General features: G+C 69.4%; 23 protein-coding genes and 1 rRNA gene. 12 read left to right on the top strand and 12 right to left on the bottom strand.

Translation table 11 applies throughout. From position 1 onward, the window contains the following. Positions 1–3: 3 nt before the first annotated feature. Genes F8178_RS17380 through narI form a run of 4 tightly spaced genes read left to right on the top strand, consistent with a single transcriptional unit; the run spans position 4 to position 6537 of the window. On the top strand, positions 4–3645 hold the full coding sequence (locus F8178_RS17380; RefSeq protein WP_396345724.1) for a nitrate reductase subunit alpha: 3642 nt from the start codon (positions 4–6) through the stop codon (positions 3643–3645). Continuing rightward, entirely contained in the window at positions 3645–5204 is a 1560-nt protein-coding gene (gene narH / locus F8178_RS17375) for a nitrate reductase subunit beta (RefSeq protein WP_317495893.1), read from the top strand. Before F8178_RS17380 ends, narH begins: the two co-directional genes overlap by 1 nt. Further along, positions 5201–5845: a nitrate reductase molybdenum cofactor assembly chaperone gene (narJ, locus tag F8178_RS17370; RefSeq protein ID WP_317495892.1), complete on the top strand. Its 645-nt coding sequence runs from the start codon at positions 5201–5203 to the stop codon at positions 5843–5845. The genes narH and narJ overlap by 4 nt, the downstream gene beginning before the upstream one ends. Beyond that, on the top strand, positions 5842–6537 hold the full coding sequence (gene narI, locus F8178_RS17365; protein WP_317495891.1) for a respiratory nitrate reductase subunit gamma: 696 nt from the start codon (positions 5842–5844) through the stop codon (positions 6535–6537). Before narJ ends, narI begins: the two co-directional genes overlap by 4 nt. Positions 6538–6591: 54 nt before the next feature. Here the strand turns inward: narI and F8178_RS17360 are convergent, their stop codons facing one another. Together F8178_RS17360 and F8178_RS17355 are read right to left on the bottom strand one after the other, a co-directional pair. Next, complete coding sequence (locus tag F8178_RS17360; RefSeq protein ID WP_317495890.1) at positions 6592–6786, bottom strand: DUF397 domain-containing protein; 195 nt, start codon at positions 6784–6786, stop codon at positions 6592–6594. 23 nt (positions 6787–6809) lie between these two features. Next, the gene (locus tag F8178_RS17355) at positions 6810–7661 is read right to left on the bottom strand and encodes a helix-turn-helix transcriptional regulator (protein ID WP_317495889.1); all 852 of its coding nucleotides are present in this window, start codon (positions 7659–7661) and stop codon (positions 6810–6812) included. Positions 7662–7806: 145 nt separating this feature from the next. On the opposite strand from F8178_RS17355, the gene F8178_RS17350 reads away from it, so the two are divergent. Next, the gene (locus F8178_RS17350; protein WP_317495888.1) at positions 7807–8022 is read left to right on the top strand and encodes a hypothetical protein; all 216 of its coding nucleotides are present in this window, start codon (positions 7807–7809) and stop codon (positions 8020–8022) included. Between the two features lie 43 nt (positions 8023–8065). Here the strand turns inward: F8178_RS17350 and F8178_RS17345 are convergent, their stop codons facing one another. The 3 genes from F8178_RS17345 to F8178_RS17335 form a co-directional block, all read right to left on the bottom strand. After that, positions 8066–8839: a tyrosine-protein phosphatase gene (locus F8178_RS17345; protein ID WP_317495887.1), complete on the bottom strand. Its 774-nt coding sequence runs from the start codon at positions 8837–8839 to the stop codon at positions 8066–8068. A gap of 74 nt (positions 8840–8913) precedes the next feature. Beyond that, positions 8914–9831 (bottom strand): universal stress protein, encoded by a 918-nt coding sequence (locus F8178_RS17340; RefSeq protein WP_317495886.1) that lies wholly within the window; start codon positions 9829–9831, stop codon positions 8914–8916. Positions 9832–9967: 136 nt separating this feature from the next. Beyond that, positions 9968–10930, bottom strand: a complete 963-nt coding sequence (locus F8178_RS17335) for an Acg family FMN-binding oxidoreductase (RefSeq protein WP_317495885.1) — start codon at positions 10928–10930, stop codon at positions 9968–9970. Between the two features lie 160 nt (positions 10931–11090). Here F8178_RS17335 and F8178_RS17330 point away from each other — a divergent pair, with 160 nt between their 5' ends. Continuing rightward, positions 11091–11738, top strand: coding sequence for a response regulator transcription factor (locus F8178_RS17330; RefSeq protein WP_317495884.1), 648 nt, complete (start codon positions 11091–11093; stop codon positions 11736–11738). Between the two features lie 76 nt (positions 11739–11814). Continuing rightward, a complete protein-coding gene (locus F8178_RS17325; protein WP_317495883.1) occupies positions 11815–13548 on the top strand; it encodes a GAF domain-containing protein in 1734 nt (577 codons plus the stop codon). On the opposite strand, the gene F8178_RS17320 is transcribed toward F8178_RS17325, so the two are convergent. The 3 genes from F8178_RS17320 to F8178_RS17310 all read right to left on the bottom strand — a co-directional run bounded on the left by F8178_RS17320 (position 13545) and on the right by F8178_RS17310 (position 15341). After that, positions 13545–13799, bottom strand: coding sequence for an SHOCT domain-containing protein (locus F8178_RS17320; RefSeq protein WP_317495882.1), 255 nt, complete (start codon positions 13797–13799; stop codon positions 13545–13547). The genes F8178_RS17325 and F8178_RS17320 overlap by 4 nt on opposite strands. 63 nt (positions 13800–13862) lie before the next feature. Then, on the bottom strand, positions 13863–14468 hold the full coding sequence (locus F8178_RS17315) for a CBS domain-containing protein (protein WP_317495881.1): 606 nt from the start codon (positions 14466–14468) through the stop codon (positions 13863–13865). 117 nt (positions 14469–14585) lie between these two features. Further along, entirely contained in the window at positions 14586–15341 is a 756-nt protein-coding gene (locus tag F8178_RS17310; RefSeq protein WP_317495880.1) for a hypothetical protein, read from the bottom strand. 313 nt (positions 15342–15654) lie between these two features. On the opposite strand from F8178_RS17310, the gene F8178_RS17305 reads away from it, so the two are divergent. Continuing rightward, the gene (locus tag F8178_RS17305) at positions 15655–16641 is read left to right on the top strand and encodes an Acg family FMN-binding oxidoreductase (RefSeq protein WP_317495879.1); all 987 of its coding nucleotides are present in this window, start codon (positions 15655–15657) and stop codon (positions 16639–16641) included. Here the strand turns inward: F8178_RS17305 and ppsA are convergent. After that, positions 16638–18944: a phosphoenolpyruvate synthase gene (gene ppsA / locus F8178_RS17300; protein WP_317495878.1), complete on the bottom strand. Its 2307-nt coding sequence runs from the start codon at positions 18942–18944 to the stop codon at positions 16638–16640. The two genes, F8178_RS17305 and ppsA, sit on opposite strands and share 4 nt — an antisense overlap. Positions 18945–19196: 252 nt before the next feature. Between ppsA and F8178_RS17295 the strand changes: the two genes are divergently transcribed. The 3 genes from F8178_RS17295 to F8178_RS17285 are packed head-to-tail and all read left to right on the top strand — an operon-like array spanning position 19197 to position 23180. After that, positions 19197–19925, top strand: coding sequence for a GntR family transcriptional regulator (locus F8178_RS17295; RefSeq protein WP_317495877.1), 729 nt, complete (start codon positions 19197–19199; stop codon positions 19923–19925). After that, positions 19922–21349, top strand: a complete 1428-nt coding sequence (locus F8178_RS17290) for a hypothetical protein (protein WP_317495876.1) — start codon at positions 19922–19924, stop codon at positions 21347–21349. Before F8178_RS17295 ends, F8178_RS17290 begins: the two co-directional genes overlap by 4 nt. Further along, entirely contained in the window at positions 21342–23180 is a 1839-nt protein-coding gene (locus F8178_RS17285) for a GMC family oxidoreductase (RefSeq protein ID WP_317495875.1), read from the top strand. Before F8178_RS17290 ends, F8178_RS17285 begins: the two co-directional genes overlap by 8 nt. Positions 23181–23184: 4 nt before the next feature. Here F8178_RS17285 and F8178_RS17280 read toward each other — a convergent pair whose 3' ends face one another. Continuing rightward, positions 23185–24141 carry a LysR family transcriptional regulator gene (locus F8178_RS17280; RefSeq protein WP_317495874.1) on the bottom strand — a complete coding sequence of 319 codons (957 nt, stop codon included), beginning with the start codon at positions 24139–24141 and terminating at the stop codon, positions 23185–23187. 256 nt (positions 24142–24397) lie between these two features. Here F8178_RS17280 and F8178_RS17275 point away from each other — a divergent pair, with 256 nt between their 5' ends. Continuing rightward, on the top strand, positions 24398–25372 hold the full coding sequence (locus tag F8178_RS17275; RefSeq protein WP_317495873.1) for a trypsin-like serine protease: 975 nt from the start codon (positions 24398–24400) through the stop codon (positions 25370–25372). Positions 25373–25458: 86 nt separating this feature from the next. Here F8178_RS17275 and thiI read toward each other — a convergent pair whose 3' ends face one another. Together thiI and F8178_RS17265 are read right to left on the bottom strand one after the other, a co-directional pair. Next, positions 25459–26670, bottom strand: coding sequence for a tRNA uracil 4-sulfurtransferase ThiI (thiI, locus tag F8178_RS17270; RefSeq protein WP_317495872.1), 1212 nt, complete (start codon positions 26668–26670; stop codon positions 25459–25461). A 205-nt stretch (positions 26671–26875) separates the two neighbouring features. Further along, a 23S ribosomal RNA gene (locus F8178_RS17265) occupies positions 26876–27000 on the bottom strand; the annotation flags it as partial.

Raw genomic sequence — 27000 nt, 5'->3', positions numbered from 1 at the left:
GCCATGACGGAGCCATCGCTACCAGCGCGCTTCTTCCGCCGCGCGCTGCCTATGCACGACCATTCCCGGCACGTGACCGACACCTCGACCTGGGATCGCTTCTACCGGGACCGGTGGGCGCACGACAAGGTCGTGCGCTCCACGCACGGGGTGAACTGCACCGGTTCGTGTTCCTGGCATGTCTTCGTCAAGGACGGACTGATCACCTGGGAGCACCAGGCCACCGACTACCCGTCAGTAGGACCGGATTCACCGGAGTACGAGCCTCGCGGCTGCCCGCGTGGCGCCTCGTTCTCCTGGTACACCTACTCCCCGTCCCGGATTCGCTACCCCTACGTGCGGGGCGTGCTGCTCGAGATGTGGCGGGAGGCACGGGCCCGGCTCGCGGACCCGGTTGCCGCGTGGGCGGAGATCACCGGCGATCCCGAACGGGCACGGACGTACAAGCGCGCCAGGGGAAAGGGCGGTCTGGTGCGATCCACCTGGGACGAGGTGAACGAGCTCGTCGCCGCCGCGCACGTCCATACCGCCAAGACCTACGGCCCCGACCGGGTGGTCGGCTTTTCCCCCATCCCTGCGATGTCGATGGCGTCGTTCGCAGCCGGGACGCGCTACCACTCGCTGATCGGCGGCACCCTGCTGTCCTTCTACGACTGGTACGCCGACCTGCCGATCGCCTCACCCCAGGTGTGGGGCGACCAGACCGACGTTCCCGAGTCCGCTGACTGGTGGAACTCCAGCTACCTGGTGATGTGGGGATCGAACATCCCGGTCACCCGCACCCCGGACGCGCATTTCCTCACCGAGGCCCGCTACAAGGGCACCAAGGTGGTCGCTGTCAGCCCGGACTACGCGGAGAACGTCAAGTTCGCCGACGACTGGCTGGCGCCGCAGCCGGGTACCGACGGTGCGCTGGCCATGGCCATGGGGCACGTGGTGCTGACCGAGTTCTTCCGGGACAGGCAGGTCGACTACTTCACAGACTACGTGCGCCGCTATACCGACCTGCCGTTTCTGGTCACGCTCGAACCGCACGACGGGGACCGTCGCGCGGGCAAGTTCCTCACCGCCGCCGATCTCGGCGATGACGAGGAGGGCGCCGGGTTCAAGACCGTCATGTTGGACGATGCGAGCGGCGCGCCGATGGTGCCGAACGGCTCGCTGGGATTCCGCTGGGCCACCTCCGAGGCTGGCAGGTGGAACCTGGATCTCGGTCAGGCGCGCCCGGCACTGTCGCTGTACTCATGGGCTGACGAGCATGTGACCGTGCAACTGCCGCGCTTCGACGAGGGCACCACCGAGGGTGGCAGCACGCTGCGGCGCGGCGTTCCCGCGCTGCGCGTGGGCGACCGGCTGGTGACCACCGTCTTCGATCTGCTCATGGCGCAGTACGGGGTGCACCGCGACGAGCTCCCCGGCGACTGGCCGGAGTCCTATCAGGACACTACCCAGCCCTACACCCCGGCGTGGGCGGAGGAGATCACCTCGGTACCCGCCTCGACGACGGCCCGTATCGCCCGCGAGTTCGCGCGCAACGCCGAGCGCTCGCAGGGGCGTTCCATGATCGCCATGGGGGCCGGGACCAACCACTGGTTCCACTCCGACACCATCTACCGGTCGTTCCTGTCACTGGTGCTGCTCACCGGCTGCCAAGGTCGCAACGGTGGTGGCTGGGCCCACTACGTGGGCCAGGAGAAGGCGCGCCCGCTCACCGGGATGCAGCACCTGGCGTTCGCGCTGGACTGGCAACGGCCAACCCGCCACATGGCGGGCACCGCGTTCTGGTATCTGGCCACCGACCAGTGGCGCTACGAATCCTTCGGCGCCGGAGAGCTCGCCAGCCCGCTCGGTTCGGGTTCCCTGGCAGGGGCGTCGTTCGCCGACTGCAACGCCACGGCCGCGCGACTGGGCTGGCTGCCCTCCCACCCGACGTTCAACCGCAACCCCCTCGATCTGGCTGATGAAGCCCGCGTTGCAGGCAGGAGCGTCGCCGAACACATTGTGGACCAGTTGCGGCAGGGTTCGCTTTCGTTCGCCGCCGAGGACCCCGACGATCCGGCGAACTTCCCCCGCGCGTTGACCGTCTGGCGGGCCAACCTGCTCGGCTCCTCCGGCAAGGGCAACGAGTACTTCCTCCGTCACCTGCTCGGCACCGACGCGGCGGTGCGCAGCGAGGAAACCGGTGAGGACTCCCGCCCTGCCGATGTGGCGTGGCACGACGACGCGCCGGAAGGCAAGCTCGACTTGCTGACCGCCATCGACTTCCGGATGACATCCACCGGCCTGTACGCGGATGTCGTGCTTCCCACAGCAACTTGGTACGAGAAGCACGATCTATCCACAACCGACCTCCATCCGTTCGTGCACGCCTTCAACCCGGCGATCGCGCCGCCCTGGCAGGCGCGCTCGGACTACGACACGTTCCTCGGCATCGCCGACACGTTCAGCGAGCTCGCCGCCGAGCACCTCGGCACCCGCACCGACGTGCTCGCCGCCCCGCTGACCCACGACACACCCGATGAGCTCGCGCAACCCGGTGGCCGGGTGCGGGACTGGAAGCGCGGCGAGTGCGATCCGATCCCCGGCCGGACCATGCCCAAGCTGGTGGAGATCGAGCGGGACTACGCCGCGATCGGCGAGAAGATGCGCGCTATCGGCCCGTTGCTGGACAAGCTGGGCACCACCAGCAAGGGGATCACCTACGACGTGGCCCCGGAGCTGGCCTACCTGCGCAGCCAGAACGGGACACGGTCAGGGCCCGTCACCGAGGGCAGGCCGTCGCTGGCCACCGCGGCACACATGTGCGAGGCGATCCTCGCGCTGTCGGCCACCACCAACGGCAGGCTCGCCAGCCAGGGGTTCCGCACGTTGGAGGAACGCACCGGGACGCGGCTGGCCGATCTCGCCGAGGAGCACGAGGGCAAGCGCATCACCTTCGATGACACCAAGAAGGGGCCGGTGCCGGTGGTCACCTCGCCGGAATGGTCAGGAAGCGAGAGCGGCGGTCGCCGCTACTCCCCGTTCGTCATCAACGTGGAGCGGGACAAGCCGTGGCACACCCTGACAGGACGGCAGCAGTTCTTCGTCGATCACGACTGGATCACCGAGCTGGGTGAGCAGCTTCCCGTCTATCGTCCGCCACTGAACATGCATCGGCATTTCGGCTCCCCAGGAGCGAACGGCCGGGCCGAGGTGACGGTCCGTTACCTCACCCCGCATTCCAAGTGGTCGATCCATTCGGAGTACCAGGACAACGCGTTCATGCTGGCGCTGTCCCGTGGTGGACCGACCATCTGGATGTCCACTGAGGATGCCGACAAGATCGGTGTGCGGGACAACGAGTGGATCGAGTCCTACAACCGCAACGGCGTGGTCACCGCCCGCGCGGTGGTGTCCCACCGGATGCCGGAGGGCACCATCTACATGTACCACGCCAAAGACAAGACGGTGAACGTGCCGCGCACGGAGCTGACAGGCGATCGCGGTGGCGTGCACAACTCGCTCACCCGGCTGCTGCTCAAACCGACGCACCTCATCGGCGGGTACGGGCAGTTCACCTACGCCTTCAACTACTACGGCCCCACCGGGAACCAGCGAGACGAGCTCACGGTGATCCGCCGCCGTGGCCAGGAGGTGGAGTACTGATGCGACCGATGACACAGGTAGCCATGGTGATGAACCTCGATAAGTGTATCGGCTGCCACACCTGCTCGGTCACCTGCAAGCAGACCTGGACCAATCGCGACGGTGCCGAGTACGTCTGGTTCAACAACGTGGAGACCAAGCCGGGCATCGGCTACCCCAAGGGCTACGAGGACCAGCGACGCTGGCGTGGCGGCTGGGTGTTGGACCGACGTGGCCGGTTGAAACTGCGTTCCGGCGGCCGGGTCAAGCGGCTGCTGAGCCTGTTCGCCAACCCGCATCTACCCGGCATCGACGACTACTACGAGCCGATCACCTACGACTACGACACGCTGCTGCACGCCCCGGCAGGCCCGCGCAGTCCTACGATCCGGCCCAAGTCGGCGTTGACCGGCGAGGACACCGCGATCACCTGGGGAGCCAATTGGGAGGACGACCTGGGCGGGGCCGCCGAGCACGCCGGGGGCGACCCCAACATCGCGGCGATGCCCCGCGAGGCGGCCGAGCGGGTGCGCTTCTCCTTCGAGCAGACCTTCATGTTCCACCTGCCCAGGATCTGCGAGCACTGCCTGAACCCGGCGTGTGTCTCGGCCTGCCCCTCCGGGGCGCTCTACAAGCGATCCGAGGACGGCATCGTGCTGGTCGACCAGGACCGCTGCCGCGGCTGGCGGATGTGCGTCTCGGCCTGCCCGTACAAGAAGGTCTACCTCAACCACCACACCGGTAAGGCGGAGAAGTGCACCTTCTGCTTCCCCCGCATCGAGGCCGGGCAACCGACGGTGTGCGCCGAGACCTGCGTCGGCAGGCTACGCTACATCGGGTTGGTGCTCTACGACGCCGACGCGGTGGAAGCGGCCGCGAGCACCCCCGAACCCGACCAGCTGCTGGACGCGCAGCGCAGCGTCTTCCTCGATCCGCACGATCCCGAGGTGATCCGCGCCGCCCGCGCGGAAAGCATCCCGGAGGACTGGATCGACGCGGCGCAGCGCTCGCCGGTGTACCAGCTGGCGATCCGCGACCGCGTGGCGCTGCCGCTGCATCCGGAATACCGCACGCTGCCGATGGTCTGGTACATCCCCCCGTTGTCGCCGGTCCTGGATGCGGTCAGCGACAGCGGCGGGGACAACGCCGACCCCGACCAGGTGTTCCACGCCATTGGCGACCTGCGGATCCCGATCGAGTACCTGGCGAGCCTGTTCACCGCCGGTGACGCGGACACCGTGGCCGGGGTGCTGATGAAGCTCTCCGCGATGCGCGGCTACATGCGGGCGCGCACGCTCGACGGCACGATCTCGCACGACCTGCTGGACGCGACCGGGATGACCGCAGGCGAGATGGAGGCCCTCTACCGGTTGCTGGCCATCGCCCCATATGACGAGCGGTACGTGATCCCGACCGCTCACCGGGAGGACGCCGCGCGACTGGAAGGACTGGACAGCGGCTGCAGCCTCGACCGGCCCGGTGGGCCCGGCATGGGTGGCGCCCCGAACGGCACGGGGTACGGCCCGGTGGACCTGCCGATGCCCTCACCGCCACCGACCAGGTCAGGGGGCGGCCGATGACCGCGACGGAGCACAGCGACCGGGCCCGGACATGGCAGCTCGTCTCCGCGCTGTTACAGTACCCGGACGCCGAGCTGCTGGCGCAGCGCAGCGCGCTGGCCGACGCGGCACGTGCCGTCGCGACACGCGAGGCGCGGGATCCGCTGGTGCGGTTCACCGGCTGGTACAGCGCCGCCGAGCCCATGGCGCTGGCGCAGCACTACGTCGCCACGTTCGATCTGCGCAGACGCAGCAGCCTGTACCTGACCTACTACCTGCACGGCGACACCCGGCGGCGAGGTACTGCGCTGCTTGCCCTGAAGCAGAGCTACCGGGCAGCGGGCCTGGCGCCACCGGACGATGAGCTGCCCGACTTCCTTCCCGTGGTGTGCGAGTTCGCCGCGCTGGCAGGCCCGAAGCCCGGAGAATCGCCGCTTCGACAGCACCGCGCTGGCATCGAGCTGATCCGCACGTCGTTGCATGAGGCAGGCTCGCCCTACGCCGAAGTGCTCGACGCGCTGTGCACCCTGTTGCCGGAGCTCTCGCCAACCGGCTGGCAGCGCTTGCGCCAGATCGCGTCGGATGGACCCCCCGCTGAGGAGGTCGGGCTGGCCCCTTACGGCCCACCAGAACTCGTTCACGGAACGGAGGTCAGATCGTGACCGCCTTCGATATCGCCCTCTGGGGGATCCTGCCGTACATCGCGCTGACCGTCTTCGTGGTCGGTCACATCTGGCGCTGGCGGGTGGACCAGTTCGGCTGGAACACCCATACCACGCAGTTGTTGGAGAGCCGCTGGCTGCGCATCGGATCCCCATTGTTCCACTTCGGACTGCTCGCAGTGCTGCTCGGTCACGTGATCGGGCTGCTGATCCCGAAGTCGTGGACGGCTGCTGTCGGCATCTCCGAGGGCGCCTACCACGCGCTGGCGGGCGGGGTGGGCACACTGGCCGGTATCGCGATGACGGTCGGCCTCGCGCTGCTGATCGCCAGGCGTATCGTCAACGGCCGGGTGCGGCGCACCACCACCCGCATGGATGCCGTCATGTACATCGTGCTGGTCACAGTGATCCTCACCGGCATGGCGCAGACCGTAGGGGTGAACCTGCTCGGGGAGGGCCACGACTACCGGGAGACGGTGTCGGTGTGGTTCCGTGGCATCTTCGCCCTCCAGCCGGACACCTCGCTCATGACCGGGATCCCGCTGTCCTACCAGCTGCATGCGCTGTCCGCCTGGCTGTTGATCGGCATCTGGCCGTTCACCCGGCTGGTGCACGCCTGGTCCATCCCGATCGGTTACCTGTGGCGGCCGTACGTGATCTACCGCAGCAGGCAGGTGGGGAGCCGAACGTGACATACAGCGCCCTCTACGGAATGAACGGCACGTTCGTTCCGGCGGGCAGCTCACTCAGCCGGGCAGGTCGAAGACGCCGAGCCTGTGCCCTTCGACGTGGGAGGCCCACTCGGCGAAGGTGAAGGACAGCGTGCCTGCCTCGGGCCGGCGGGAGTTGCGGACCAGCACCTCGGTGTCGGTCAGCATGACCTCCACGCAACTGCTGCCGTTGTGCGAATGCTTGATCCACTGGTGGCGTTGCAGGGACATCGCGGTGCTCGTTTCGGGTGCGGCTACAGGGAGTCGGCTAGCTCCCCCATCATATCCACGCTCGTGAGCGGATCGAGCGCCTTGGTGCGCACGTCGTCGAAGTTCGCCACGGCATCGGATACGGCCGAGTCCCGCTCGAAGAACTGGTCACCGAGGGTCGTGTCCACGCTGGCGATCCGCGGCAGGCCCTCGTCCAACCGGTAGATCGACACCGTTGCTCCGATCAGGTAGTGCTCCCTGGCACCCAACGGGAGGACCTGCACGGTGACGTTCGGCAGCTCGCGGCACAGCCGCACCACGTGCCGCAGCTGGGCGCGCATCACCTCCGCGCCGCCGATGTTCTTCCGCAGCGCGGCCTCGCCCACCACCGCCCACAGTTGCAGCGGATCCGGTTCGCGGGTAAGCACCTCGGCCTGGTCCAGCCGGAACCGCAGCCGGTTCTCCAGCACCCCGGTGACGTGCCCGCTCGGGGCCATCACGGCGCGCGCGTAGGGCTCGCATTGCAGCAGGCCGTGGAAGAGCTCCGGGCTGTAGAAGCTGATCGCCTGTGCACCCCGGATGAGATCGGCAGCCCGCCGCTGGTGCGGCTGGATGTCGCCGCCACCCCGCACGCGCGTGAGACCCCGGTGTGCCTCCCGGTTGACCTGGATCAGGTCGTCCACCTGGTCGTCGGGAGCGCCGTACAGCTTGAGCAACGCGGTGAGATCACCGTGGCTGATCTTCGTTCGCCCCTGCTCGATATTGCCGATGGTGGTCACCGTGCACCCGAGTGTCTCGGCCGCGTCCTCGCGGCTGACCTGGCCGTCGAGCCGCATGCGCTTGAGCGTGGCACCGACCTGGATGCGCTCGGCTGTGCGGCGCTGCCCGACCGCCATCTGGATTCACCCTTTCAGATGCGTGCAAAGTTCTGCCTCGCATCCTACACTGCTTGTGTGCGGTTGACCACACTGCGCACGAACCCTAGCAGGCAGCGGTGACACGCAGCGCGCGGCACCGTGGACGAGCGGGAGGAGAAGCGGGATGTACCACCCTGGAGCGTCAGTAGGGGCCTGGGCAGCGATCGACGGGACCTGCCCGATCGAGTACCTGGTCTGCCGGGACGAGGTGGAGTTCCGGTTCGGCGGCAGGGGCGGCTTCGAACTGTTCGTGACCGAGCAGGGGCTGAGCAGGCTGGCGGATATCAGCACGGAAGCGCTGACCGCGATGCGCGCCAAAACCTGGCCTGACGAGAAGTAGTCGCACCGAGCCCGCTGGTCGTCCGCACCAGCGGCAGGTGGTGCTACGGCTCGAGCAGGTGCGCGCGCAGCCGCTCGACCTCGCCGTCACTCACCCCGTGCTGCCGCAGCCAGCCACGGGCGCCGCCGTAGGCACGGTCGAGCTCGTCGAGGAAGGCGTGCATCGTCCCCGCGCGAGGGGTGTGTGCGGAAACCGGGATGCGGTCGATGTCCGTGGCGTAGGTCGGCGAGGCCCGCAGCCGGTCAAGCACCGCATCGATGCGCTCCCCTGTGGCGATGTAGTCGGCCACGATGGCGTCGCGACGCACCCCGGCGGCCGCGAGCGCCAGCGCCACCACCACACCGGTGCGGTCCTTGCCAGCCGCGCAGTGCACCAGGGTCGCCCCACCGTCGGCCAGCAACGCTCGGAAGGCCCCCACCACGCTGTCCGGCCGGTCGGACAGGTACGCCAGGTACATCGCGCACACGATGTCGTCCGGGTAGCGTTTCAGGAGCCGCTCGCGCCTGGTGAGCAGGGCATCCGCCGAGGCGTCCGTGGCATGCCCGACCTCGGGAAGCATCGAGTGGTGCACCCGCCGTACCCGAGGCAGGTCGACCAGCGCGCCAGGGCCCTCCGCGTCGACCTCGCCAGGGGTGCGCAGGTCCACCACGGTCCGCACTTGCCAACCGTCCACCAGCGTCGCCACGTCCTCGCGCGCGAGATCGCCCAGGTTGTCGGCTCGCACCAACCTACGCTCGGCGACGCTGCGCCCGCACGCCGCGGGCAGCCCGCCGACATCCCGGACATTGGCGGCCCCGTGCAGGTCGATCCAGCGCATGGCCCCATTGTCGCCGAACGCCCACGGGAGTGATCCTGACGGTTGCCTGCGGTCCGCCCCGTGCGGTGCCACGCTCAGTCGCCGGTGCCTGGGCGGACGATAGCGACCGGGACGCGCGAGTGATGCAGCACAGCCTGGCTCACCGACCCCAACCCCAGCCCGGTCAACGGGCCGCGGCCGCGCGAGCCCACCACGATCAGCTGGGCGTTGCCACGCTCCGCCGAGGCCTCGGCGAGCAGGACATCCGCCGGGCGGCCCCGGAGCACCCGGGGCTCCACCGCCACATCGGGATACTTCTCCCGCCATCCCGCCAGCCGCTCGGCGAACACCATACGTTCGCGCGAGGCTTCCTCCTCGTGGGACGCGCCGATGGACAACTCTGGCCAGTCGGCATCGACGGTGTCGCGGTTCCACACGTGCACCGCCACCAGCGGCACCCCACGCTCCGAGGCCGCCTCGAAGGCGAATCCGATCGCGGGGTCGCTGACCGGTGAGCCGTCGATGCCGACGAGGACGGGGCCGCCCGACGGGATCTCGTGCTCGGGCTCGCCGTGCGGCACGATCACCACGGGGCAGGCGCCGTGCGCCGCGAACGCGATGCCCACCGAGCCGATGAGCAGGCCAGCGAAGCCGCCGAGACCACGACTACCGAGAACCATCAACCGCGCGCCGCGCGAGTGCTCGATGAGAGTCCCGGCCACCGGCCCCATGTGGATGCTGGTGTCGACCTCGACGCCCGGGGCTTCCTCGCGGACCTCGGCCGCTGCCAGGTCAAGCCAGGCCTGCCCGGACTCCACGAGCGCCTCGTCGTAGCGCTCGGACAGCGGCGCCGGGTACCGGCCGAGCACGGGTGGGACGTAACAGACGTGGACCAGCTCCAGCGGTACGTGGTGCCGTTCGGCCTCGCGGGCGGCCCACCGTGCCGCGCACCACGCCGAGTCCGAACCGTCCACACCCACCACGATCGCTTGTCGCGTCGTCGTGTCGTTCATAGTTTCTCCCTCAGGTTGCGGCCCCCACGCGAGGAGGCCAGCGGGCATCCTGGATCCAGCGTCGTCGATACCGAGCTCAGCGCGCAGGGGATTCCGCCACGGTTCGGGGTGGCTTTGGTCCCGAGACGGGCCACCGTCATCCCGGCACGATGACGTCCGAGACCGGGCGGCGCGGTGTCGCGGTCACCGGGTAGCCGTAACCGATCCGCAGCAGGGTGTGGATCACGCCCTCCTGCTCGAACAGCGCCCCCAACTCGGTCCGGGTCTCCGGCACCTCGAAGGGTTGCGACAGGAACGACGCCGACAGGCCGAGCTGCGAGGCGGTCAGCAACGCGCGTTGCATGCCTGCTCCTGCCCTGATGGTGGAGCGACGGCCGGGCACCGTGGTCAGCACCGCGGCCACCAACGGTTGTTGCTCGTAGGTACGGGACGGGAACTCGGCGGAGCGGTGGTAGTCGCGCAGCGCGAGCAGCCGCTCCCGATCCGGGGGTGGGCCAACCGCGCTGTCCGGAACCCCGTCATCCCGCCGCGCTCCACCCGCGGTCCACCGCGCGATTTCCTCGGCGTACTCGGGGGTCGACTGCTGCACCTGGTCGGCGCGGCGCACCAGGCGTGCGATCGTGCTGTAACGCGCCGAGGCGTCGATGTAGCTCAGCGTCGCGCCCTCGGTGCGGGCGGCCGTGGCGAGCGCGTGCCTCGCCGGGGTAGGTACGGCGCGATCCAGGAACGGGCGCCGGTTGGTGTGCCGCTTGGCGATGGCCTCGGCGAGCTTGTACTCGGTGGAGGTGGCCGCGCGGTTGCCGCCCACGCGAACGGCGGCCAGCAGGTCGGGGCGCTGCGGATCCGGTTGGAGGTCCACCAGCGACACCCGGTCCTGCGCGCGCAGCGAGATGCGCAGGTTGCACAACGCCGCACCGCAGGCCAGCAGTGCCTCGTCGGCGTCCGGATCGGCCACCGGTAGCACCCTGCTCCTGTCCAGCGACAGCTCGATGCGGTGGCCGTGCACCTGGAACAACCATGGCTGAGTGTTGCAGGGCGACGGCGCCCGCACCGCTGCGCGCAACGCGCGGTCGATGACCTGCGCCGTAGCGCCGTTCATGCGCGTCTCCTCGATACGTGATGTGTCGGATTCCATCGTCGGTGCCAGCATCCGGCAGATAACACAGCGCATAGTCCTCACCCGCAAGGGACTTTCGACCATGCTCTGCCCGGGTAGCGACGCCTATCCTGGGAAAGGATCCCGAGGAGAAGGTGACCGAATGATCAACATATTCCTGGTCGACGACCACGAGGTCGTCCGGCGGGGCCTTGCCGAGCTGCTCGAATCCGATCCGGAGCTCACAGTCGTGGGTGAGGCCGCCACGGTGTCCGAGGCCATGGCCCGTATCCCGCCGTTGCGCCCGGACATCGCGGTGCTCGACGTCCGGCTGCCCGATGGCAACGGCGTCGAGCTCTGTCGCGACCTGCGCTCAGCGCTGCCCGAGCTGAACTGCTTGATGCTGACCTCGTTCACCGACGACCACGCGATGCTCGACGCGATCCTGGCAGGCGCGGGCGGGTACGTCATCAAGGACATCAAGGGAACCGATCTGATCGAGGCGGTCCGCGAGGTCGCCAGCGGTCGCTCGCTGCTGGACAACCGCGCCGCGGCGGCGCTGATGAACAAAGTGCGCGACGACGCCTCCGATAATGGCCCGCTGGACGCGCTCACCGAGCGTGAGCGGGACCTACTCACGTTGATCGGTGAGGGACTGACCAACCGGCAGATCGCCCAGCGCATGTACCTGGCCGAGAAGACCGTGAAGAACTACGTTTCCCGCCTGCTCACCAAGCTTGGGATGGAGCGGCGCACCCAGGTGGCGGTACTCGCGACGAAACTGCACGGTGGCAATCGCTCCCAGCGGTGACCATCGTACCTCGGCTACGCCGCGTTCCGCCGGATGGAGTATGGCCGCTTCACATCAGTAGTGCGAGGCTGGCGTCATGACCGGTCACGATCCTCGGGACAGGGAAGGGACGGATCCTCCGATCCGCGACACGCTGTCACAACTCAAACTCCGCGAGCTACTCGGCGGCGTCCAGGAGCGTATCGAGCTCATGATGGACACCCGCGACCAGGTCGACGGCCTGATCGAGGCGCTGCTGGCGGTCGCGTCCGGCCTCGAACTGGACGCCACGCTGCGACGCATCGTCAACGCAGCCATCGACCTGGTGGACGCGCGCTACGGCGCCCTCGGGGTGCGCGGGCACGACGGCCAGCTCACCGAGTTCATCTACGAGGGCATCGACGACGAGAGCGCCGCCCGTATCGGCACGTTACCCGAGGGACTCGGCCTGCTCGGGGAGCTGTTCAACCATCCGCAACCGCTACGGCTCGATGACCTGAGCACCCACCCGTCCTCGGTGGGATTCCCGTCGAACCATCCCCCGATGCGTACCTTCCTCGGGGTGCCGATCCGGGTACGGGAGAAGATCTTCGGCAACCTCTACCTCACCGAGAAAGGCAACGGGAAGCCGTTCACCGAAGACGACGAGGTGGTGGTGCGCGCGCTGGCGGCCGCAGCCGGGATCGCCATCGAGAACGCCCACCTCTACGAGGAGGCGCGGCTCCAGCAGCGCAGGCTCGAGGCCACCGGGGAGATCAGCACCGAGCTGCTCAGGGGCACCGACCCCGAACCGGTGCTCGACCTGATCACCGAGCGGGCCCGCGAGCTCACCCGGTCCGATCACGCCTTCCTGGTGCTACCCGACGACCCGGAGATCCCCCCGGAGGACGTCGCCGAGCTGGTGATCAGCGTGACGGTGGGGCCGGGGGCCGGTGAGCTCGGCGGGCGGGCCATCCCGGTGGCGGGCTCCACCACCGGCGAAGCCTTCCGCAGCAGGACCCCCTCCCGGGTCGACCGCCTCTCCTTCGACCCGGGCCAAGGCACATCGGCACGGCTCGGCCCCGCGCTGGTCCTGCCGCTGCGGGAGTCGGACTCGGTCTCGGGAGTGCTGCTCACCACTCGGACTCCCGGTTCCGAACCGTTCACCGAGGAGCAGCTCCCGCTGGCGGCTTCGTTCGCCGATCAGGCGGCGCTCGCGCTGCAGCTCGCGCGCACACACCGCCAGATGCGCGAGCTCGACGTACTGGCCGACCGCGATCGGATCGCCAGGGACCTGCACGATCGCGTCATCCAGCGGTTGTTCGCCATCGGGCTGTCGTTGCAAGGGGTCGTTCCCCGGATCCGGGCAGGCTACGTGCAGCAACGGCTGCACGGCATCGTCGACGACCTCCAGGGAGTGGTCGCCGACATCCGCACCACCATCTTCGACCTGCACACCGGGCACGAGAACGCTGCCAACCTGCGGGACCGGCTGCACAGCGCGGCCAACGAGATGGCAGGAGACAGCGCGCTGCACACCGCCATCCGCATGTCAGGGCCACTCAGCGTGGTCGACGGAGAGCTGGCCGATACCGCCGAGGCTGTGGTGCGCGAGGCGGTCAGCAACGTCGTCCGGCACGCACGAGCGCAGCAGCTGTCGCTGACGGTGTCGGTAGCCGACGACCTCACCATCGACGTCGCCGACGACGGCGTCGGCATGCCGGAGAAGGTGGCACGCAGCGGGCTCCGCAACCTGGCCCAGCGCGCAGAGGACGCAGGAGGCATGTTCCGGATCGAACCCGCCGAACCAACGGGAACCCGCCTGGTGTGGTCGGTGCCGCTACCTTCCTAGTGTCTCGTTGCACGCAGCGTGTCGAGCTGGCGCCGGTATTCGTCGTCGCCGATCTCGCCGCGGGCGTAGCGCTCCGCGAGCAGCTGCTCCGGCGCGGGATACTGCGGCTGTGCGGGCGCGTCCTGCCTGCTCGCGCGGGCGGCGAAGCGGACCAGTGCCACGATCGCCACGATCACCAGCCCCCAGAACAGCACCATGGTCGTGATCATCATGGCGTACTCCCAGCCACCCGCACCGGTGTGCCAGAACATGCTCACCAACTCCCTGATCGGATCGCGGCCCGTTCCGAGTGAAGCCGGGCCGACATGGCTCGTTCAGCGCTGTGCCTGCGGGCTCGACCGCTGCCGCGACACGTCGACCGGGTCGAGTTCGACCCGCACCACCCCTGGCTCGGTCCGCACCAGCGCTTCGACAATGCGTCGTTCGGCGGCGTCCCGGAACTCGCCGGTCACGGTGACCACACCGCCGGTCACGCGCACGTTCCAGTGGCTGCGGGTGCCCGTGTAGCCGTCCAGCAGGCCACGCAGGTGCGCGGCGATCACGTCGTCGCGGCGCACCAGCGATCGGAGCAGGTCGCGCCTGCTGATCACCCCGACGAGCCGGCCGTCCTCCACGACAGGAATGCACCTCACCCGATCGGCCAGCATGCGCCTGGCCACGTCAGAGGCCTCGATGTCTGGGGCGACCACCCACGCCGGTGTGCTCATCACCTCGCCCGCGGTGCGCTCGTCGCCCGCCGAGGGGGACCCCGATTCGAGCAGCGCGTCGTGCTCGGTGATGACGCCGACCACGCTCCCGTCCTCACCGGTGACCGGCAACGAGGCGAACCCGTACTCGGTCAGCAGGGCCGCCGCTTCCCGCACTGGGGTAGCCACCCCAACCGATACGGCCGGGCTGCTCATGAGCTCACGAGCCTTCATGGGTGCCTCCTGTCGCTGTCCTGCGGTAACCACGACGCTAGGTGCGCAGGCGGCGCCACCGGACCCGTCGGAGGTCACCGACCCGAGGGCCTTCCGTCCCGAGCTCCTCGCCTGCTGTCACGCCGCCGCTGTCACGGCGTGACCGAAACGCAGGACGAGCTGCGGCACCCCGCCTTCGGCAGGCCGCATTCGGCGTGCCTTCGCCGCCTGGAACGGCCGGTACAGTACGCTCGTGCCGTAGCCGTGGCTGCCAGCGGCGAGCCGGAGCTGCTGCGCGAGCGCGCCAACGGCCAGGTGGTCGCGGGCAGTGTCACGCCTCGACGACAGCAACAGTCCTGAGTGCACGCCCGCGCGCTGCGCCGCTTGTGAGCGCGGGGTCAGCGGCATCGCTGTCACCCTCGGCTGCTGCTGGCAGCCGGGCAGCTCCTCGTGGAGCGCGACGGGTAGCCCCGCTGGCTCAGCGGCTTCGCCCCAGTCACCAGTGTGGAAGATCGCGGCGTACCTGGCGACGTCCTGCTGCTCGACGGCCCGCCGCCACCGGGCGGTGACGTGCGCGGCGACCTCCGGTGCGGCGGGCCTGGGCAACCAGGCACACCGAGCGGCCCAGCCGAGCATCCGGACCGTGGCCGCCACGTTCACCGTCGCGGCCCCGCAGGCCAGCAGCTGCTCCCGGTGGCTCATCGACGAGTGCCCGCTGCCCGTCATGATCTGTATCCGGGTGCCGTGAAACTCCACGGCCCACGGTGGTTCGAACCCGGCGAACAGCGACTGCCTGGCAGCCCGAACCAGCACGCCCTTCTCCGCGAGCGACCACGCGTGCTCCCCGGCGACGTGCGGCTGGTGCCGTTCCAGCGACGGCGAGCCCACGGCCATGGTCGTCCTCCTCCCACTCGGTGTCGATCTCGCCGCCGATTCCACCCCGCGCCTCCCATGGCACGGCAGGGTCGCCGGGCATCGAGCAGCGGGTCTTTGGTCACACGGGCACAACGGCGGCACCGACCTGTGCCAGCCCGAACCCAGCCGCACGGTCACCTCGGTGCGATGACCCGCCAAGGTCACACAGAGCCGGGACTTCCGCCCCTGCCGCCGGTCGGCGTGCCGGTGACACGGTGAGCCGACGACACTCGCTCGCAGCGTGGAAGGCATCGAAGCAATGACCAGCGAGCCCTGCAAGGATCGCACGCTCATGACGGCGTTGAAGCTGGCGGGACGTGCACCATCGATCCACAACACCCAACCCTGGATGTGGCGGATCGGCCACCGTACCGTGCACCTGTATGCCGATCCCGCCGTGCAGCTCGCCCAGGCCGACCCCGACAGGAGAAACCTGGTCATCAGCTGCGGCATCGTGCTACATCACCTACGGGTGGCGCTGGCGGCGCTTGGCTGGCAGGCGGTGGTTCACCGGCTGCCGAACCCCGCCGACCCCGACCACCTCGCTTCGGTGGAACTGCGGTCCCACAGCCCCTCGGAGGAGGAGATCGCGCTCGCCGCGGCGATCACGCACCGGCGCACCGATCGCCGGTACTACAGCTCGTGGCCGGTCCCACCCAGCCACAGCTCCCTGCTGGCCAGTCGCGCCGCCGACGAGGGTGTCGCCGTGCGCACGATCCGCGAGCACTACCTCCGCAGGCACGTGATCGACGCCATCGCCGAGGCGGCCCGTAGCCACTCGCAGGACCTGTCCTACCAGCTGGAGCTGGCACGGTGGAGCGGTCGGCGCGGCTCGCCGAGCGGGGTTCCGGCGCGCAACACCCCATCGCCGGACCAGCAGGCGGGTGCGCTACCGGCGCGTGCCTTCGCCGACCCTCAGCTCGAGCAGCAGCCGGAGTACACCGCCGCCGAGGACGCGGGCATCCTGCTGATACTGGCCACCCTGGACGACGAGCCCATCTCGCTGCTCCGTGCAGGCGAGGCGACCAGCGCCGTGATGCTGACGGCGACCAGTCTCGGCCTGGCGAACTGCCCGCTGACCGAGGCACTGGAAGTCAACGACACACGGCAACGCCTTCGAGAGGACACTCTCGGCGACAGCGGCTGCCCACAGATGATCCTGCGGGTGGGTTGGGCGCCGATCAACGCCGATCCGCTCCCACCGACACCCCGACACCCGATCGCTGACCTACTCATCGACGCCGATGCCGCAGTGAGCACCCGGGCGAGTAGCGATTAGGCGTTCCACCCCGCGGGCCGTTCCGGGGACCGTTCGTCATTGGGCCGCGCCTGCCGCGCGCGTGCCAGCAGCATCCGCCGCTCGGCCGCTGCCAGCGCCGTGCGTACCGGGAGGATCGCGTCCGGATTGACCGAAACCGAGCTGATGCCCCACCGCACCAGGTGATCCACCAGCTCAGGCCGTGCCGATGGCGCCTGCCCGCACAGCGAGGTGTGCGCGCCAAGCCGCCGTGCCGTCGACACGATCGTGCCGATCGCGTCGAGTACCGCTGGATCGGCCTCGTCGAACAGCTCGGCGCACGCAGCCGAGTCTCGGTCGACCCCGAGGATGAGCTGGGTCAGGTCGTTGCTGCCGATCGATACTCCGTCGATACCGAGACCGAGGTACTCCGGTAGCCAGTACAGCACCGAGGGCACTTCGGCCATGATCCAGCGTTGCATGCCGCGTTGGCGCCCCAGCTTGCTGCGGTCGATCTGTTCGAGACAGGACTGGAGCTCCCACTTGGTCCGTACGAACGGCACCATCAGGTGCAGGTTGGGGTACTGCTCACGGACCAGCGCCAGAACCCGCAACTCGAGGTCGAAGACCTCGGGCTCGCGGATGTACCGGTAGCACCCCCGGTAACCGATCATGGGGTTGCTCTCCACCGGCTCGTGGTCCTGCCCGCCTTCCAACCCACGAAACTCGTTCGACCGCAGGTCCGTCGCCCGGTAGATCACCGGCCGCGGCGCGAACGCCCGTGTGATCCGCGACAGAGACTCGGCCATTTTATCCACAAAGGACTGATGTTGCCCGCGTTCGAGCAACGCCTTGGGATGGTGCCCGCCCAATGCCTCGGTCAGCATGAACTCGGCGCGCAGCAGTCCCACCCCATCCACAGGGGCCTCGGCTACCCGCTCGGCCTGATCCGGCATCGCCAGGTTGACGTACAGCCTGGTACCGGTGGTCACCACGGCAGCGGTGGGCGTGTCGGGCAAGCGTTCCCGCATCTCCGTCGTGGCTCCGGCACGGACGATCCCTGCCTTGCCATCCACGGTGATCATGGTGCCGGTGGCGAGCACCCGGGTCGCGTTCCCGGTGCCGACCACGCAGGGGACGCCGAGCTCGCGCGCGACGATGGCGGCGTGGCAGGTCATCCCGCCGCTATCGGTGACCACCGCCGACGCCTTCCGGAGCGTGGGCAGCCAATCCGGGTTGGTCATCGGTGCGACGAGGACCTCACCCTCACGGAGCTGTTTCCCGCTTTCCGGGCTCGTCAGGGCCCGCGCCCGGCCGGTGGCCACCCCCGGAGCGGCCGCGAGCCCAGTGACCAGCACGTTTCCCTCGCGCTGCCCGTCACCGTCGATTGCCTGACCGAGGGTGGTGACCGGCCTCGCCTGCACGATCCACAGCTGGTCACCCGCCATGGCCCACTCGATGTCCTGCGGGTACCCGTAGTGCTGCTCGATCGCACACGACAGCCGCACCAGCTCCACCAGTTCGTCGTCGGCGAGCACCCGGCTGGCTCGTTGCTCGACGGATAGCCCCACCCGTTGGTCGGCACCGTCATCACCACGCACGATCGCCGCGGCCTTGCTGCCAATGCGCGAGTCGAGCACTCGGTGATTCTCCTTGGCCACCTCGTAGGTGTCCGGCTCGACCGCACCGCTGACCACCGATTCACCCAGACCGAACGAGGCCTCCACCACGACCCGTGCCCGATCTCCCGTCCGGGGATCGGCGGTGAACACCACCCCGGACCGTTCGGCACCGATCATCCGCTGCACCACCACCGCGATCTCCGGTTCATCCGTGAACCCGCGACCGGCGCGGTAGCTCACCGCACGGGGCGAGAAGACCGAGGCCCAGCAATCGACGATCCGGGCCGGTAGCGCCTGGTCGCCGGTGATATTAGTGAAGCTGGCGTTCATCCCGGCGAACGATGCTCCGCTGCTGTCTTCACCGGTCGCCGAGGAACGCACCGCGACAGGGATGTCCTCACCCATCCGGTGGTACTCGCGCAGGACAGGTTCCCGCAGCGACGACGGCATGCCGGTCTTGCGCACCAACTGCTGCAACTCCTCGCACACCATCGCGAGCTCAGCGGGATCGTCCACCACGTCGAGCGAGCGCTGGTGCAGCTCAGCAAGCCGGTCGGTCACGTGGCCACGCGCAAGCGCGTCACGGAAGGCGGTACGCAGCACCACGAACCCGTCAGGTACCCCGAACCCGGCTGCTGCCAGCTCACCGAGATTGGCACCCTTACCGCCCGCGTCGAGCTCGTCGGCCAGCGTCACCTCGGCCAGGTTCCGCACGTGATTCATGGTGATCCCTCCAGGCGCGATCGGGAGCGGGCGCACCGCCAGCGTGCGCCAGTCGATTCACCCGCGCGAGGGCAGGAAGTCCCGTTCGCGAGTGCCCCCAGCCCCTGATGAGGGCACTCGGCACCGCCCGACACCGCGGGCATCGCGGCCTCCCCTGGAGCCGATCACCATCGCGATCACCCGGCGCGCGGTAGCGGCGATGGCGGCGATTCGGCACTACACGCGCTCCAGCCATGGTGTTATGGTGAGTCAGTGGCTCACCCACTGACTGACAAGACGGTAACGCGCGAGACGCTGGTCGACGTCGTCGAACGGAGCCTGCGCTCCGAGATCCTCGGGGGCAGCTACGCCCCCGGCGAGTACCTGCCGCCCGCGCGGGAGCTCGCCGAGCAGTACGGGGTCACGCGAACGTCGCTCAAACACGCGTTGGTACGGCTGGCGCAGGCGGGCCTGTTGGAGACCAAGCACGGGGTCGGCACCCGGGTGCGCGACTACGAGCGGCACGGCGGTATCGGGCTGCTTCCCATGCTGGTCGCGGCAGGAGCACCCGGCTGGATCCAGTCCATCTTCGAGGTCCGCACCGAGATCGGTGCGGTGATCGCGGTGCGGGCCGCACGGCACGCCACCGCGGGGCAGCGAGCACGGCTCGACACCCTGACCGGCGATCTCCGTGACGCCGGTAGCGCGGACGAGGCCCAGCTCGTCGAGTGCGAGTGGCACCGCGAGCTGGCGGTGGCCACGGGCAACCGGGTGTACCCGCTGCTGATCAACGTCGTGCTGGACACTTACCTACGGCAACGGCAGGTGCTACGCGGCCCCTTCACCGATCCGGTCGCCGCGGCCGAACGCCTAGAACCGCTGACCCGGGCGGTGGTCGAGGGCGCACCGAGCTCGGAGGTGCACGAGGCCGCCGTGGCCTATCTCGACCAGACCGGCCGCTTGATGATCGAGAGCATGAGCTCGGCAGGAGGCGATGAATGAGTACCGACCACCGGTGGCACACCCGCTTCAGCGAGGTCATGGCGGGCGAGGGCACCCTCGCGGACAGCCCCGTCCGGCTACCGTGCCATGTGGACCTCGACGTCGAGGTTCCCGGGCTACTGCACCCAGGAAGCGATGTGCACGCGGCGCTGTCCGGGCAAGTGACACTCCCCGGTATCGCGCAAGGGGCCGAAGCCGAAGGAACCATCCACATCGCACCTTTGGTCCGGCGCCGCATCCGCTACCAGCTCGACTTCACCGCCGACGACGGGAGCCCGTTACACCTGGACGGCTGGAAGTCGGTGAGCTACGCACGGCCGCTGCGGTCGATGACGACGCTACCCGCCACAGTGACCGACAGCTCGGGGACGGTGGTCGCCGAGGTGTTGCTGCGCTTCTCGCTCACCCGTCACCTGCTGCCCATGCTGCGCAGCGTGCGTATCAGGCGCGCGCAGCAGGGAACGGACGGCGCGACGACCGGCACCGGCGAGACCGACCTACGACCACGATGGAACGGCGAGCGCGGCAGACTCGAGGTCTGGTACACCACGCTCACCGACCAGGAGACCGGGACGGGTTTCTGGCTCCACCACGAGCTCGTCGCGCCGGATGACGGCGCACCCGCACGGCTGCACGGCTGGGCCGCCGCGTTCCCGCCAGACAGCACACCCCAGCTCGGCCGGTTCGGCCCCGAAGGCTGGCGAGACCCCAGCAACGGAACCATTGTGGACAGCGATGGCGCCACCGCGACACCCGACCGGCTGACCGGCGCCGCAGGGCAGCTCGGCTGGGATCTGCGGGTCGAGTCCGCGGGCCCCACGCTCTTCACTTTCCCCCGGTGGGCGTGGCGCACCAAGCTGCTACCAGGGGCGCAGGTGGTGCCGCAGCCAGCGGCGCGGCTGTCGGGCACGCTCCGCTACGCCGACCGCACGCTGCACCTCGACGGCGCGCCGGGTGCCACCGCGCACATCTACGGGCACGGCAACGCGCAGCGGTGGGCATGGCTTCACGCCGACCTCGGCGACGGCGACGTCGCCGAGGTCGTGGCCGCCGTGTCCACCCGACCCGGCCTGCGCCACCTCCCGCCGCTTCCGTTCGTGCGGCTGCGCGTCGGCGGCATCGACTGGCCCTGCCGGGACCCGCTGCTGGCCGCGCTGCGACTGCACGCCCGGATCGGGTTGCCCAGCTGGCGGGTGTGGGGACGCGTCGGCGACTATTGGCTCCACATCGAGGTCACCCAGCCCCCCGAGGCCACGGTGGACGTCGACTACTGCGATCCCGACGACAGCCCCGCGGTGTGCCGCAACTCCGAGCGGGCCGACGCCCGGATCGTGCTACAGCGCCGGAACGGCCGCTGGTGGAAGGTCGTGCGGGAATGGGAGCTGAACGGCACTGCCCACGCCGAGGTCGGTACCCGTGACTGACACCGTCCCGCGCTCCCCGTCCCGCGCGCTCACCGGAGCCGTGTCCGCGCTGCTCGGGGTGGACAGCGCGGACGACGCGGCAGCCACCGCGGCCAGGGTGGACGCACTGTGCGCGGGAGTCCCCCCGCTGGCAAGGGCAGGCCTGCGGGCCGGTGCGGGGCTGCTGGACAGCGCCGCGCTACTGCTGACCCGGCGCAGGCTCGCGGACCTCGACGCCCCCGCACGCGACGCCCTTTGCGACCGGCTCACCGCCCACCCCTTGCCTGCCACCCTGGTGGAGGCGCTCAAGATGCCGCTGCTGCTCGCCTCGGGGAGCGCGGCGGCGCCGGGCGAGACCGGCCTTGCCCGACCCGATCCCGAGCTCGACTGCGTCCCCGCGACCGACTGGCCCGCACGCGCCACCGCGGACGCCGTGGTGATCGGTTCCGGCGCGGCCGGAGCGATGGCCGCCCGCCAGCTCGCGCTGGCAGGCATGACCGTGGTGATCGTCGAGGAAGGCCGCCGCTACGGGGTGGCGGATTTCCGGGCACGACCGCCCGCCGAGCGGTTCAGCCGACTCTACCGGGACGGCGGCGCCACGGTGGCGGCGGGCGTGCCCCCGGTGATGCTCCCGATCGGCAAGGGTGTCGGCGGCACCACGCTGGTGAACTCGGGAACCTGCTACCGACCACCCGCCGAGGTGCTTGACCGCTGGCGCCGCCGGGACGGTGTGCCGCTGGTGGACCGCTTCGACGAGCTCGTACCCGAGGTGGAGCGCACCCTCGGCGTAGCGCGGCAGCCGGTAGACGTGCTCGGCCGCAACGGCATGCTGGCGTTACGCGGTGCGGAACGGCTCGGCTGGCAGGCCGCACCGCTGCGGCGCAACGCGCCGGGATGCGGTGGCTGCTGCCAGTGCGCCGTTGGCTGCCCCCGCAACGCGAAGAACGGGGTGCACCTGAACGCGCTGCCGCAGGCCTGCGCCTCGGGAGCGCGCATCGTCTCCGAACTACGGGTGGACCGGCTGCTCGTCGAGCGGGACCGCGCGGCGGGAATCGCGGCACACCGGGCGGACGGGAGTCGCGTGGAGATCCTGAGCCCCCTGGTGATCGTCGCCGCGGGGGCTACTGAGACACCACCGCTGCTGCGCCGGTCCGGACTCGGCGGCCACCCGATGCTGGGCCGCAACCTGACGCTACATCCGGCCACCAGCCTGGCTGGCCGGTTCACCGAGCCGGTCGAGTCTTGGCAGGGGGTGCTGCAGAGCGTCGGTATCGAGCAGTGGCACGCCGACGGTGTGCTGCTCGAGGCCACGGCCGCACCCCCGGGCATGGGCACGTTCGTGCTGCCCGGCACCGGCAGCGAGCTGCGAGCGGAGATCGAGGCCTCGGCGCACCTGGCGACGCTCGGCGCGATGATCGCCGACGAATCCGATGGGGGCGTGCTCGGCCGGAAGCGCGCGCTGCCCTGGTACCGGCTCGGCGAGGCCGACCACGGCAAGCTCCGTACCGCGCTACGCGCCATGGGCGAGGTGCTGTTCGCGGCCGGGGCCACCGAGGTACTCACCGGCCTACCGCGTTACCCACGAGCGCGGACGCAACGGCAGCTCGACGCGATCGTCGACTGCACGCCGAAACGCGAGTTGCACCTGGCCGCGTTCCACCCGACCGGCACGGTGCGCATGGGGGCCGACCCGGAGACCAGTCCGGTGGACGAGCGCGGACGGTTGCGCGGCGTATCGGGCGCCTACGTCGCCGACGCCTCGGTGCTACCGAGCTGCCCCACGGTGAACCCGCAGATCACCATCATGGCGATGGCGCTGGCCATCGCCGAGAACGCGGCCGAGGCGGGGTGAGCGCCTACACGTGCGGCGCGCGGTCCCGGTCGTAACGCGCCACGGACGCCGGGCTCTGCTCGGTGGCCTCATGGAGAACCTCCCTGGCCGCGGCGAGCAACCGGTCACCGAGCTCGGCCAGCGGGCCCGCACGGTGCCAGACGAGCACGTTCTTCTCCCAGAAAGGGTCGCCGGCCAGCGGGCGCGCCGCGATGCCGGTACTGGCACGGAAGGTGGACTGCCCGAGCCCGATCGCGATGCCTCCCCTGATGAGGTCCCGCGCGTCGGTGGGATCGGCCTCGTAGCGCACCGTAGGAGCGAAGCCGTGTTCCCGGCAGGCCACCGTGAGGTACTCGCGGAACCGGTTGTCGTCCCTGGATACGATCACCCAGTCCTCACCCGCGAGGTCCACTAAGTTGATCTCGGATCGTGCCGCCAGCGGATGGTCCTCGGTCAGCAGCACGCACATCGGTGCCGTGCCAGCGACCGCGCGGTGCAGCTCCGGCTTGTTCGGCACCTCGTAGCCAGGGAACTCCAGCAGCGCGGCGAGTTCGAGGAAGCCGCCCGCGACGAGGTCGCAGAGCAGCGCGTTCGAGTACTCGGTGAGCAGCGTGATCTCGACCGAGGGCAGCAACGTGCGCAGCGGTGGCAGCATGCGCGAGCCGAGCGGACCGTGGCTGGCACCGTAGCGGACCCGGTCCGGCCGCGCGCTGCCGCCGGAGTGGTACATCGCCGCCATGGCCAGCTCGTCGAGCACCGGAAGCACGGCACGGGCGCGCGCCAGCACGTACGAGCCGAACTCGGTGGGGGTGGTACCGCGTTCGTGCCGGACGAACAGCTCGCCGCCGAGGGCCCGTTCGAGCCGCTGTAGCTGCCGGGTGAGGTTGGGCTGTGACATCCCCAATGCGGCCGCTGCTCTCGTCAGACTGCTGTGCTCGGCGACGGCACACACCACGCGCAGGTGACGGGTCTCCAGCTCCATTCACCAGAGCGTAGCCACGGATCGGTTCCCGGCACAGCCAACGGAAGTCGGTCGCCGACATGTGTCCAGCACACACAGCACGACACTCACCCGTAAGAGGGACAAGGGTCGCATCCTCGGCGACCACATGTGATCGTCTTCGCGGCCATGCCTCAATGGCATGCCCTGTTGGCATGATTTTTGTCCGTCCTCATCACGCATAGTGCCTCCATCGGGATTCCGCACCCGAACCGATGAATCAGGAGGCACCGACAGGATGGGAACGCGTATCTTCGCCCGCGCGGCGACGAGCGTCATCGCGCTTGCCGCGCTCGCGCTCGCCGGTCCCGCTACCGCGGCGGCCGGCTCCAGCGCTGGCACTGACTCCGACGCCGCCGGGGAACCCCGGCCGTACATCGTCGGCGGTGAACCGGCCGACCAGACCTACTCGTTCATGGTCTCGCTGCAGCGCAGCAACGGCCAGCACATCTGCGGCGGTTCGTTGATCGACGAACGGTGGGTCACCACAGCGGCGCACTGCGTGGACGGCATTAACGTCACCCAGGTACGGGTCGGGACCACCGACCGCACCTCCGGCGGATCCGTCGCCCAAGTGGCCGATGAGCACCTCCACCCGGAGTGGAACCCGAACACGCTGTCCAACGACTTCGCGCTGCTCGAGCTCGCCGAGCCGGTGTCCCACGAACCGATCGAGATCGCCTCCGGGGGCGATGAGCAAGGCACCCCGACCCGGCTGCTCGGCTGGGGCAGCACCACCGGCGAGCGCGACGGCGGGGTCGACGAGCTCCAGCAGCTCGACGTCGAGGTCACCGACGTCTGCACCAACAACTTCGACCCGGCCACCGAGCTCTGCCTCGGCGACCACAGCCCGAACACGAGCGCCTGCTACGGCGACTCCGGCGGTCCGTCGATCGTGCGCGAGAGCGGCGAGTGGAAGCTGACCGGCGCCACCAGCCGAGCGGGCCAGGGCCTCCATCCCTGCCAGGACAACGACGCGGCGATCTACGCGCACGTCGGTGCCTACGAACCATGGATCGACGAGGTCACCGGTGGCGGCGAGCACGACAACGGCCCCGGCACCTGCGACGGCATCGACGAGTGGTCGGCATCGACCTTCTACGCCCCCGGTGACGAGGTGCAGCACGACGGCACGCACTGGGAATCGACCTGGTGGCAATGGGACCAGGAGCCGGGCAACAGCCAGTACTGGCGCTCACTCGGCAGCTGCTGACGCGTTTCCCCGCTCACCCGATCATCGCGGTGGGGGCGGACTCCTGGGGGAGTCGGCCCCCACCGCGATGACGTCGAGCGGGTGACTCACCGTGCGCAGGATGCTACCGGGTCCGCCTGACCAGGCCGGAGCAGCTGCACCTCGGCGAGCAGCTTGTCGACGAGCTCGTCGAGAGCGACCCTACCTTCGATCTTGCTGAGCTGCTCGGGTGTGGTGTGTGTCGCCACGGTCGGGGGAAGGATGAGGGTGCAGCAATCCTCGTCGGGCAGTTTCGAGATCTCGCCGGTCCCGATACGACCGGCCTCGGTCATGATCTCTTCCTTGTCCCAACCGACGAGCGGTCGCAGGATCGGCAGCGAGCACGCGTTATCGATCGTGCCCATATTCGACAGCGTCTGGCTGGAGACCTGCCCGAGGCTGTCCCCGGTGACCAGGGCCTCCGCGCCGAGCCGCTTCGCCAGCGTCTCCGCAGCGCGCACGAACAACCTGCGCTGCGCCACGATCTGCGCCTCACCCGCACCGCTCACCGCGAGCGCGCGCTGGGCATTACCGACCGGCACGGTGTGCAGGCTGACCTCGGGCTGGAACCGGGACAGCTCACGCACCAGCGCGTAGGCCTTGTAGGTCGACGACGGTCCGGTGTACGGGGCGCCGGTGAAGTGAACGAACTCGCAGCGCAGCCCCCGACGCATCGCGCGGTAAGCGGCCACGGGGGAGTCGTATCCCCCGGAGAGCAACACGACGACGTGCCCGCTGGACCCTACCGGAAGCCCGCCTTGGCCACGCTGCTTGTCGGCCGAGACGAACACTTCGTGCCGGTCGACCTCAACCTCGACCTCGACGTTCGGGTGGTTGAGGTTCACCGGCAGGTCGAGATCGGCGCAGACCTGTGCCCCCACGAAGGAGGCCAGCTTGTCGGAGTTCATCGGGAAGCGCTTGTGCCGCCGCCGCGCGCGGATCGCGAAGCTGGGCCGTTGCAGGCCGAGCCGTTCGCATCGCTCCCGGAGCAAGCTGACGGCCGCCGAGGCAGCGGCCTCTGGGGTCTTGTTCACCCGCAGCCCGGGCTGCACGACCCGAATGCCGATCACCGTGCGCGCGCGCTCGGCCAGTTCCTCCGGGGACAGCGCGGGGCAGGAGACCGCGAGGACGCCTTGCCGCCACCGGATACGCACCTCGTCGCCGCTACCGGAGAACGCGTGTTCGACGCTGCGCAGCAGGTGGCTCTCGAACCAGCCTCGATTGCGCCCCTTGAGCGCGATCTCACCGTACTTGAGCAGCACACACGGCTGCGGATCCATTGCCCTCACCTCCCGGCAGCCGGAGCCGGAGCAGTCTTACCGGCTCGTGCGACACACGATTCCGCGCGTACCCTACGGTAGCCGATCGAACTGGCCGTGTGCCGCCACGGCAACTAACCAGGGGGTACTTACTGGCACCATGACAAAAGCTGCAAGCGAGAGCGGATCACTTGAGAACTCCACAGCGGACGTCGCGTCGTTTGGTGTGGGCAAGCCCTCGGCCTGTTAGTACCGGTCCGCTCGAGCACGCATTGCTGCGCTTCCACGTCCGGCCTATCAACCCACTGGTCTGGTGGGGGCCTTAACCCCTCGGTGGGGGTGGGAGACCTC

It is taken from the genome of Haloechinothrix sp. LS1_15 (assembly GCF_033042135.1).
Lineage (GTDB): Bacteria > Actinomycetota > Actinomycetes > Mycobacteriales > Pseudonocardiaceae > Haloechinothrix.
Note: the sequence above shows the minus strand (reverse complement) of the source record. Positions and strands in the feature narration are given on the sequence as shown.

Excerpts from the sequence above, each read along its gene's own strand:
- F8178_RS17360 (WP_317495890.1), bottom strand. The coding sequence starts at position 6,786 with ATGTCCCTGCAACGCCACCAGTGGATCAAGCATTCGCACAACGGCAGC.
- F8178_RS17325 (WP_317495883.1), top strand. The coding sequence starts at position 11,815 with ATGACCGGTCACGATCCTCGGGACAGGGAAGGGACGGATCCTCCGATC.
- F8178_RS17320 (WP_317495882.1), bottom strand. The coding sequence starts at position 13,799 with ATGTTCTGGCACACCGGTGCGGGTGGCTGGGAGTACGCCATGATGATC.
- narH (WP_317495893.1), top strand. The coding sequence starts at position 3,645 with ATGCGACCGATGACACAGGTAGCCATGGTGATGAACCTCGATAAGTGT.
- narJ (WP_317495892.1), top strand. The coding sequence starts at position 5,201 with ATGACCGCGACGGAGCACAGCGACCGGGCCCGGACATGGCAGCTCGTC.
- ppsA (WP_317495878.1), bottom strand. The coding sequence starts at position 18,944 with ATGAATCACGTGCGGAACCTGGCCGAGGTGACGCTGGCCGACGAGCTC.
- F8178_RS17275 (WP_317495873.1), top strand. The coding sequence starts at position 24,398 with ATGGGAACGCGTATCTTCGCCCGCGCGGCGACGAGCGTCATCGCGCTT.
- F8178_RS17305 (WP_317495879.1), top strand. The coding sequence starts at position 15,655 with ATGACGGCGTTGAAGCTGGCGGGACGTGCACCATCGATCCACAACACC.
- F8178_RS17355 (WP_317495889.1), bottom strand. The coding sequence starts at position 7,661 with ATGGCGGTCGGGCAGCGCCGCACAGCCGAGCGCATCCAGGTCGGTGCC.
- F8178_RS17340 (WP_317495886.1), bottom strand. The coding sequence starts at position 9,831 with ATGAACGACACGACGACGCGACAAGCGATCGTGGTGGGTGTGGACGGT.
- F8178_RS17380 (WP_396345724.1), top strand. The coding sequence starts at position 4 with ATGACGGAGCCATCGCTACCAGCGCGCTTCTTCCGCCGCGCGCTGCCT.
- F8178_RS17290 (WP_317495876.1), top strand. The coding sequence starts at position 19,922 with ATGAGTACCGACCACCGGTGGCACACCCGCTTCAGCGAGGTCATGGCG.
- F8178_RS17315 (WP_317495881.1), bottom strand. The coding sequence starts at position 14,468 with ATGAAGGCTCGTGAGCTCATGAGCAGCCCGGCCGTATCGGTTGGGGTG.
- F8178_RS17280 (WP_317495874.1), bottom strand. The coding sequence starts at position 24,141 with ATGGAGCTGGAGACCCGTCACCTGCGCGTGGTGTGTGCCGTCGCCGAG.
- F8178_RS17310 (WP_317495880.1), bottom strand. The coding sequence starts at position 15,341 with ATGGCCGTGGGCTCGCCGTCGCTGGAACGGCACCAGCCGCACGTCGCC.
- F8178_RS17335 (WP_317495885.1), bottom strand. The coding sequence starts at position 10,930 with ATGAACGGCGCTACGGCGCAGGTCATCGACCGCGCGTTGCGCGCAGCG.
- F8178_RS17350 (WP_317495888.1), top strand. The coding sequence starts at position 7,807 with ATGTACCACCCTGGAGCGTCAGTAGGGGCCTGGGCAGCGATCGACGGG.
- F8178_RS17345 (WP_317495887.1), bottom strand. The coding sequence starts at position 8,839 with ATGCGCTGGATCGACCTGCACGGGGCCGCCAATGTCCGGGATGTCGGC.
- F8178_RS17330 (WP_317495884.1), top strand. The coding sequence starts at position 11,091 with ATGATCAACATATTCCTGGTCGACGACCACGAGGTCGTCCGGCGGGGC.
- thiI (WP_317495872.1), bottom strand. The coding sequence starts at position 26,670 with ATGGATCCGCAGCCGTGTGTGCTGCTCAAGTACGGTGAGATCGCGCTC.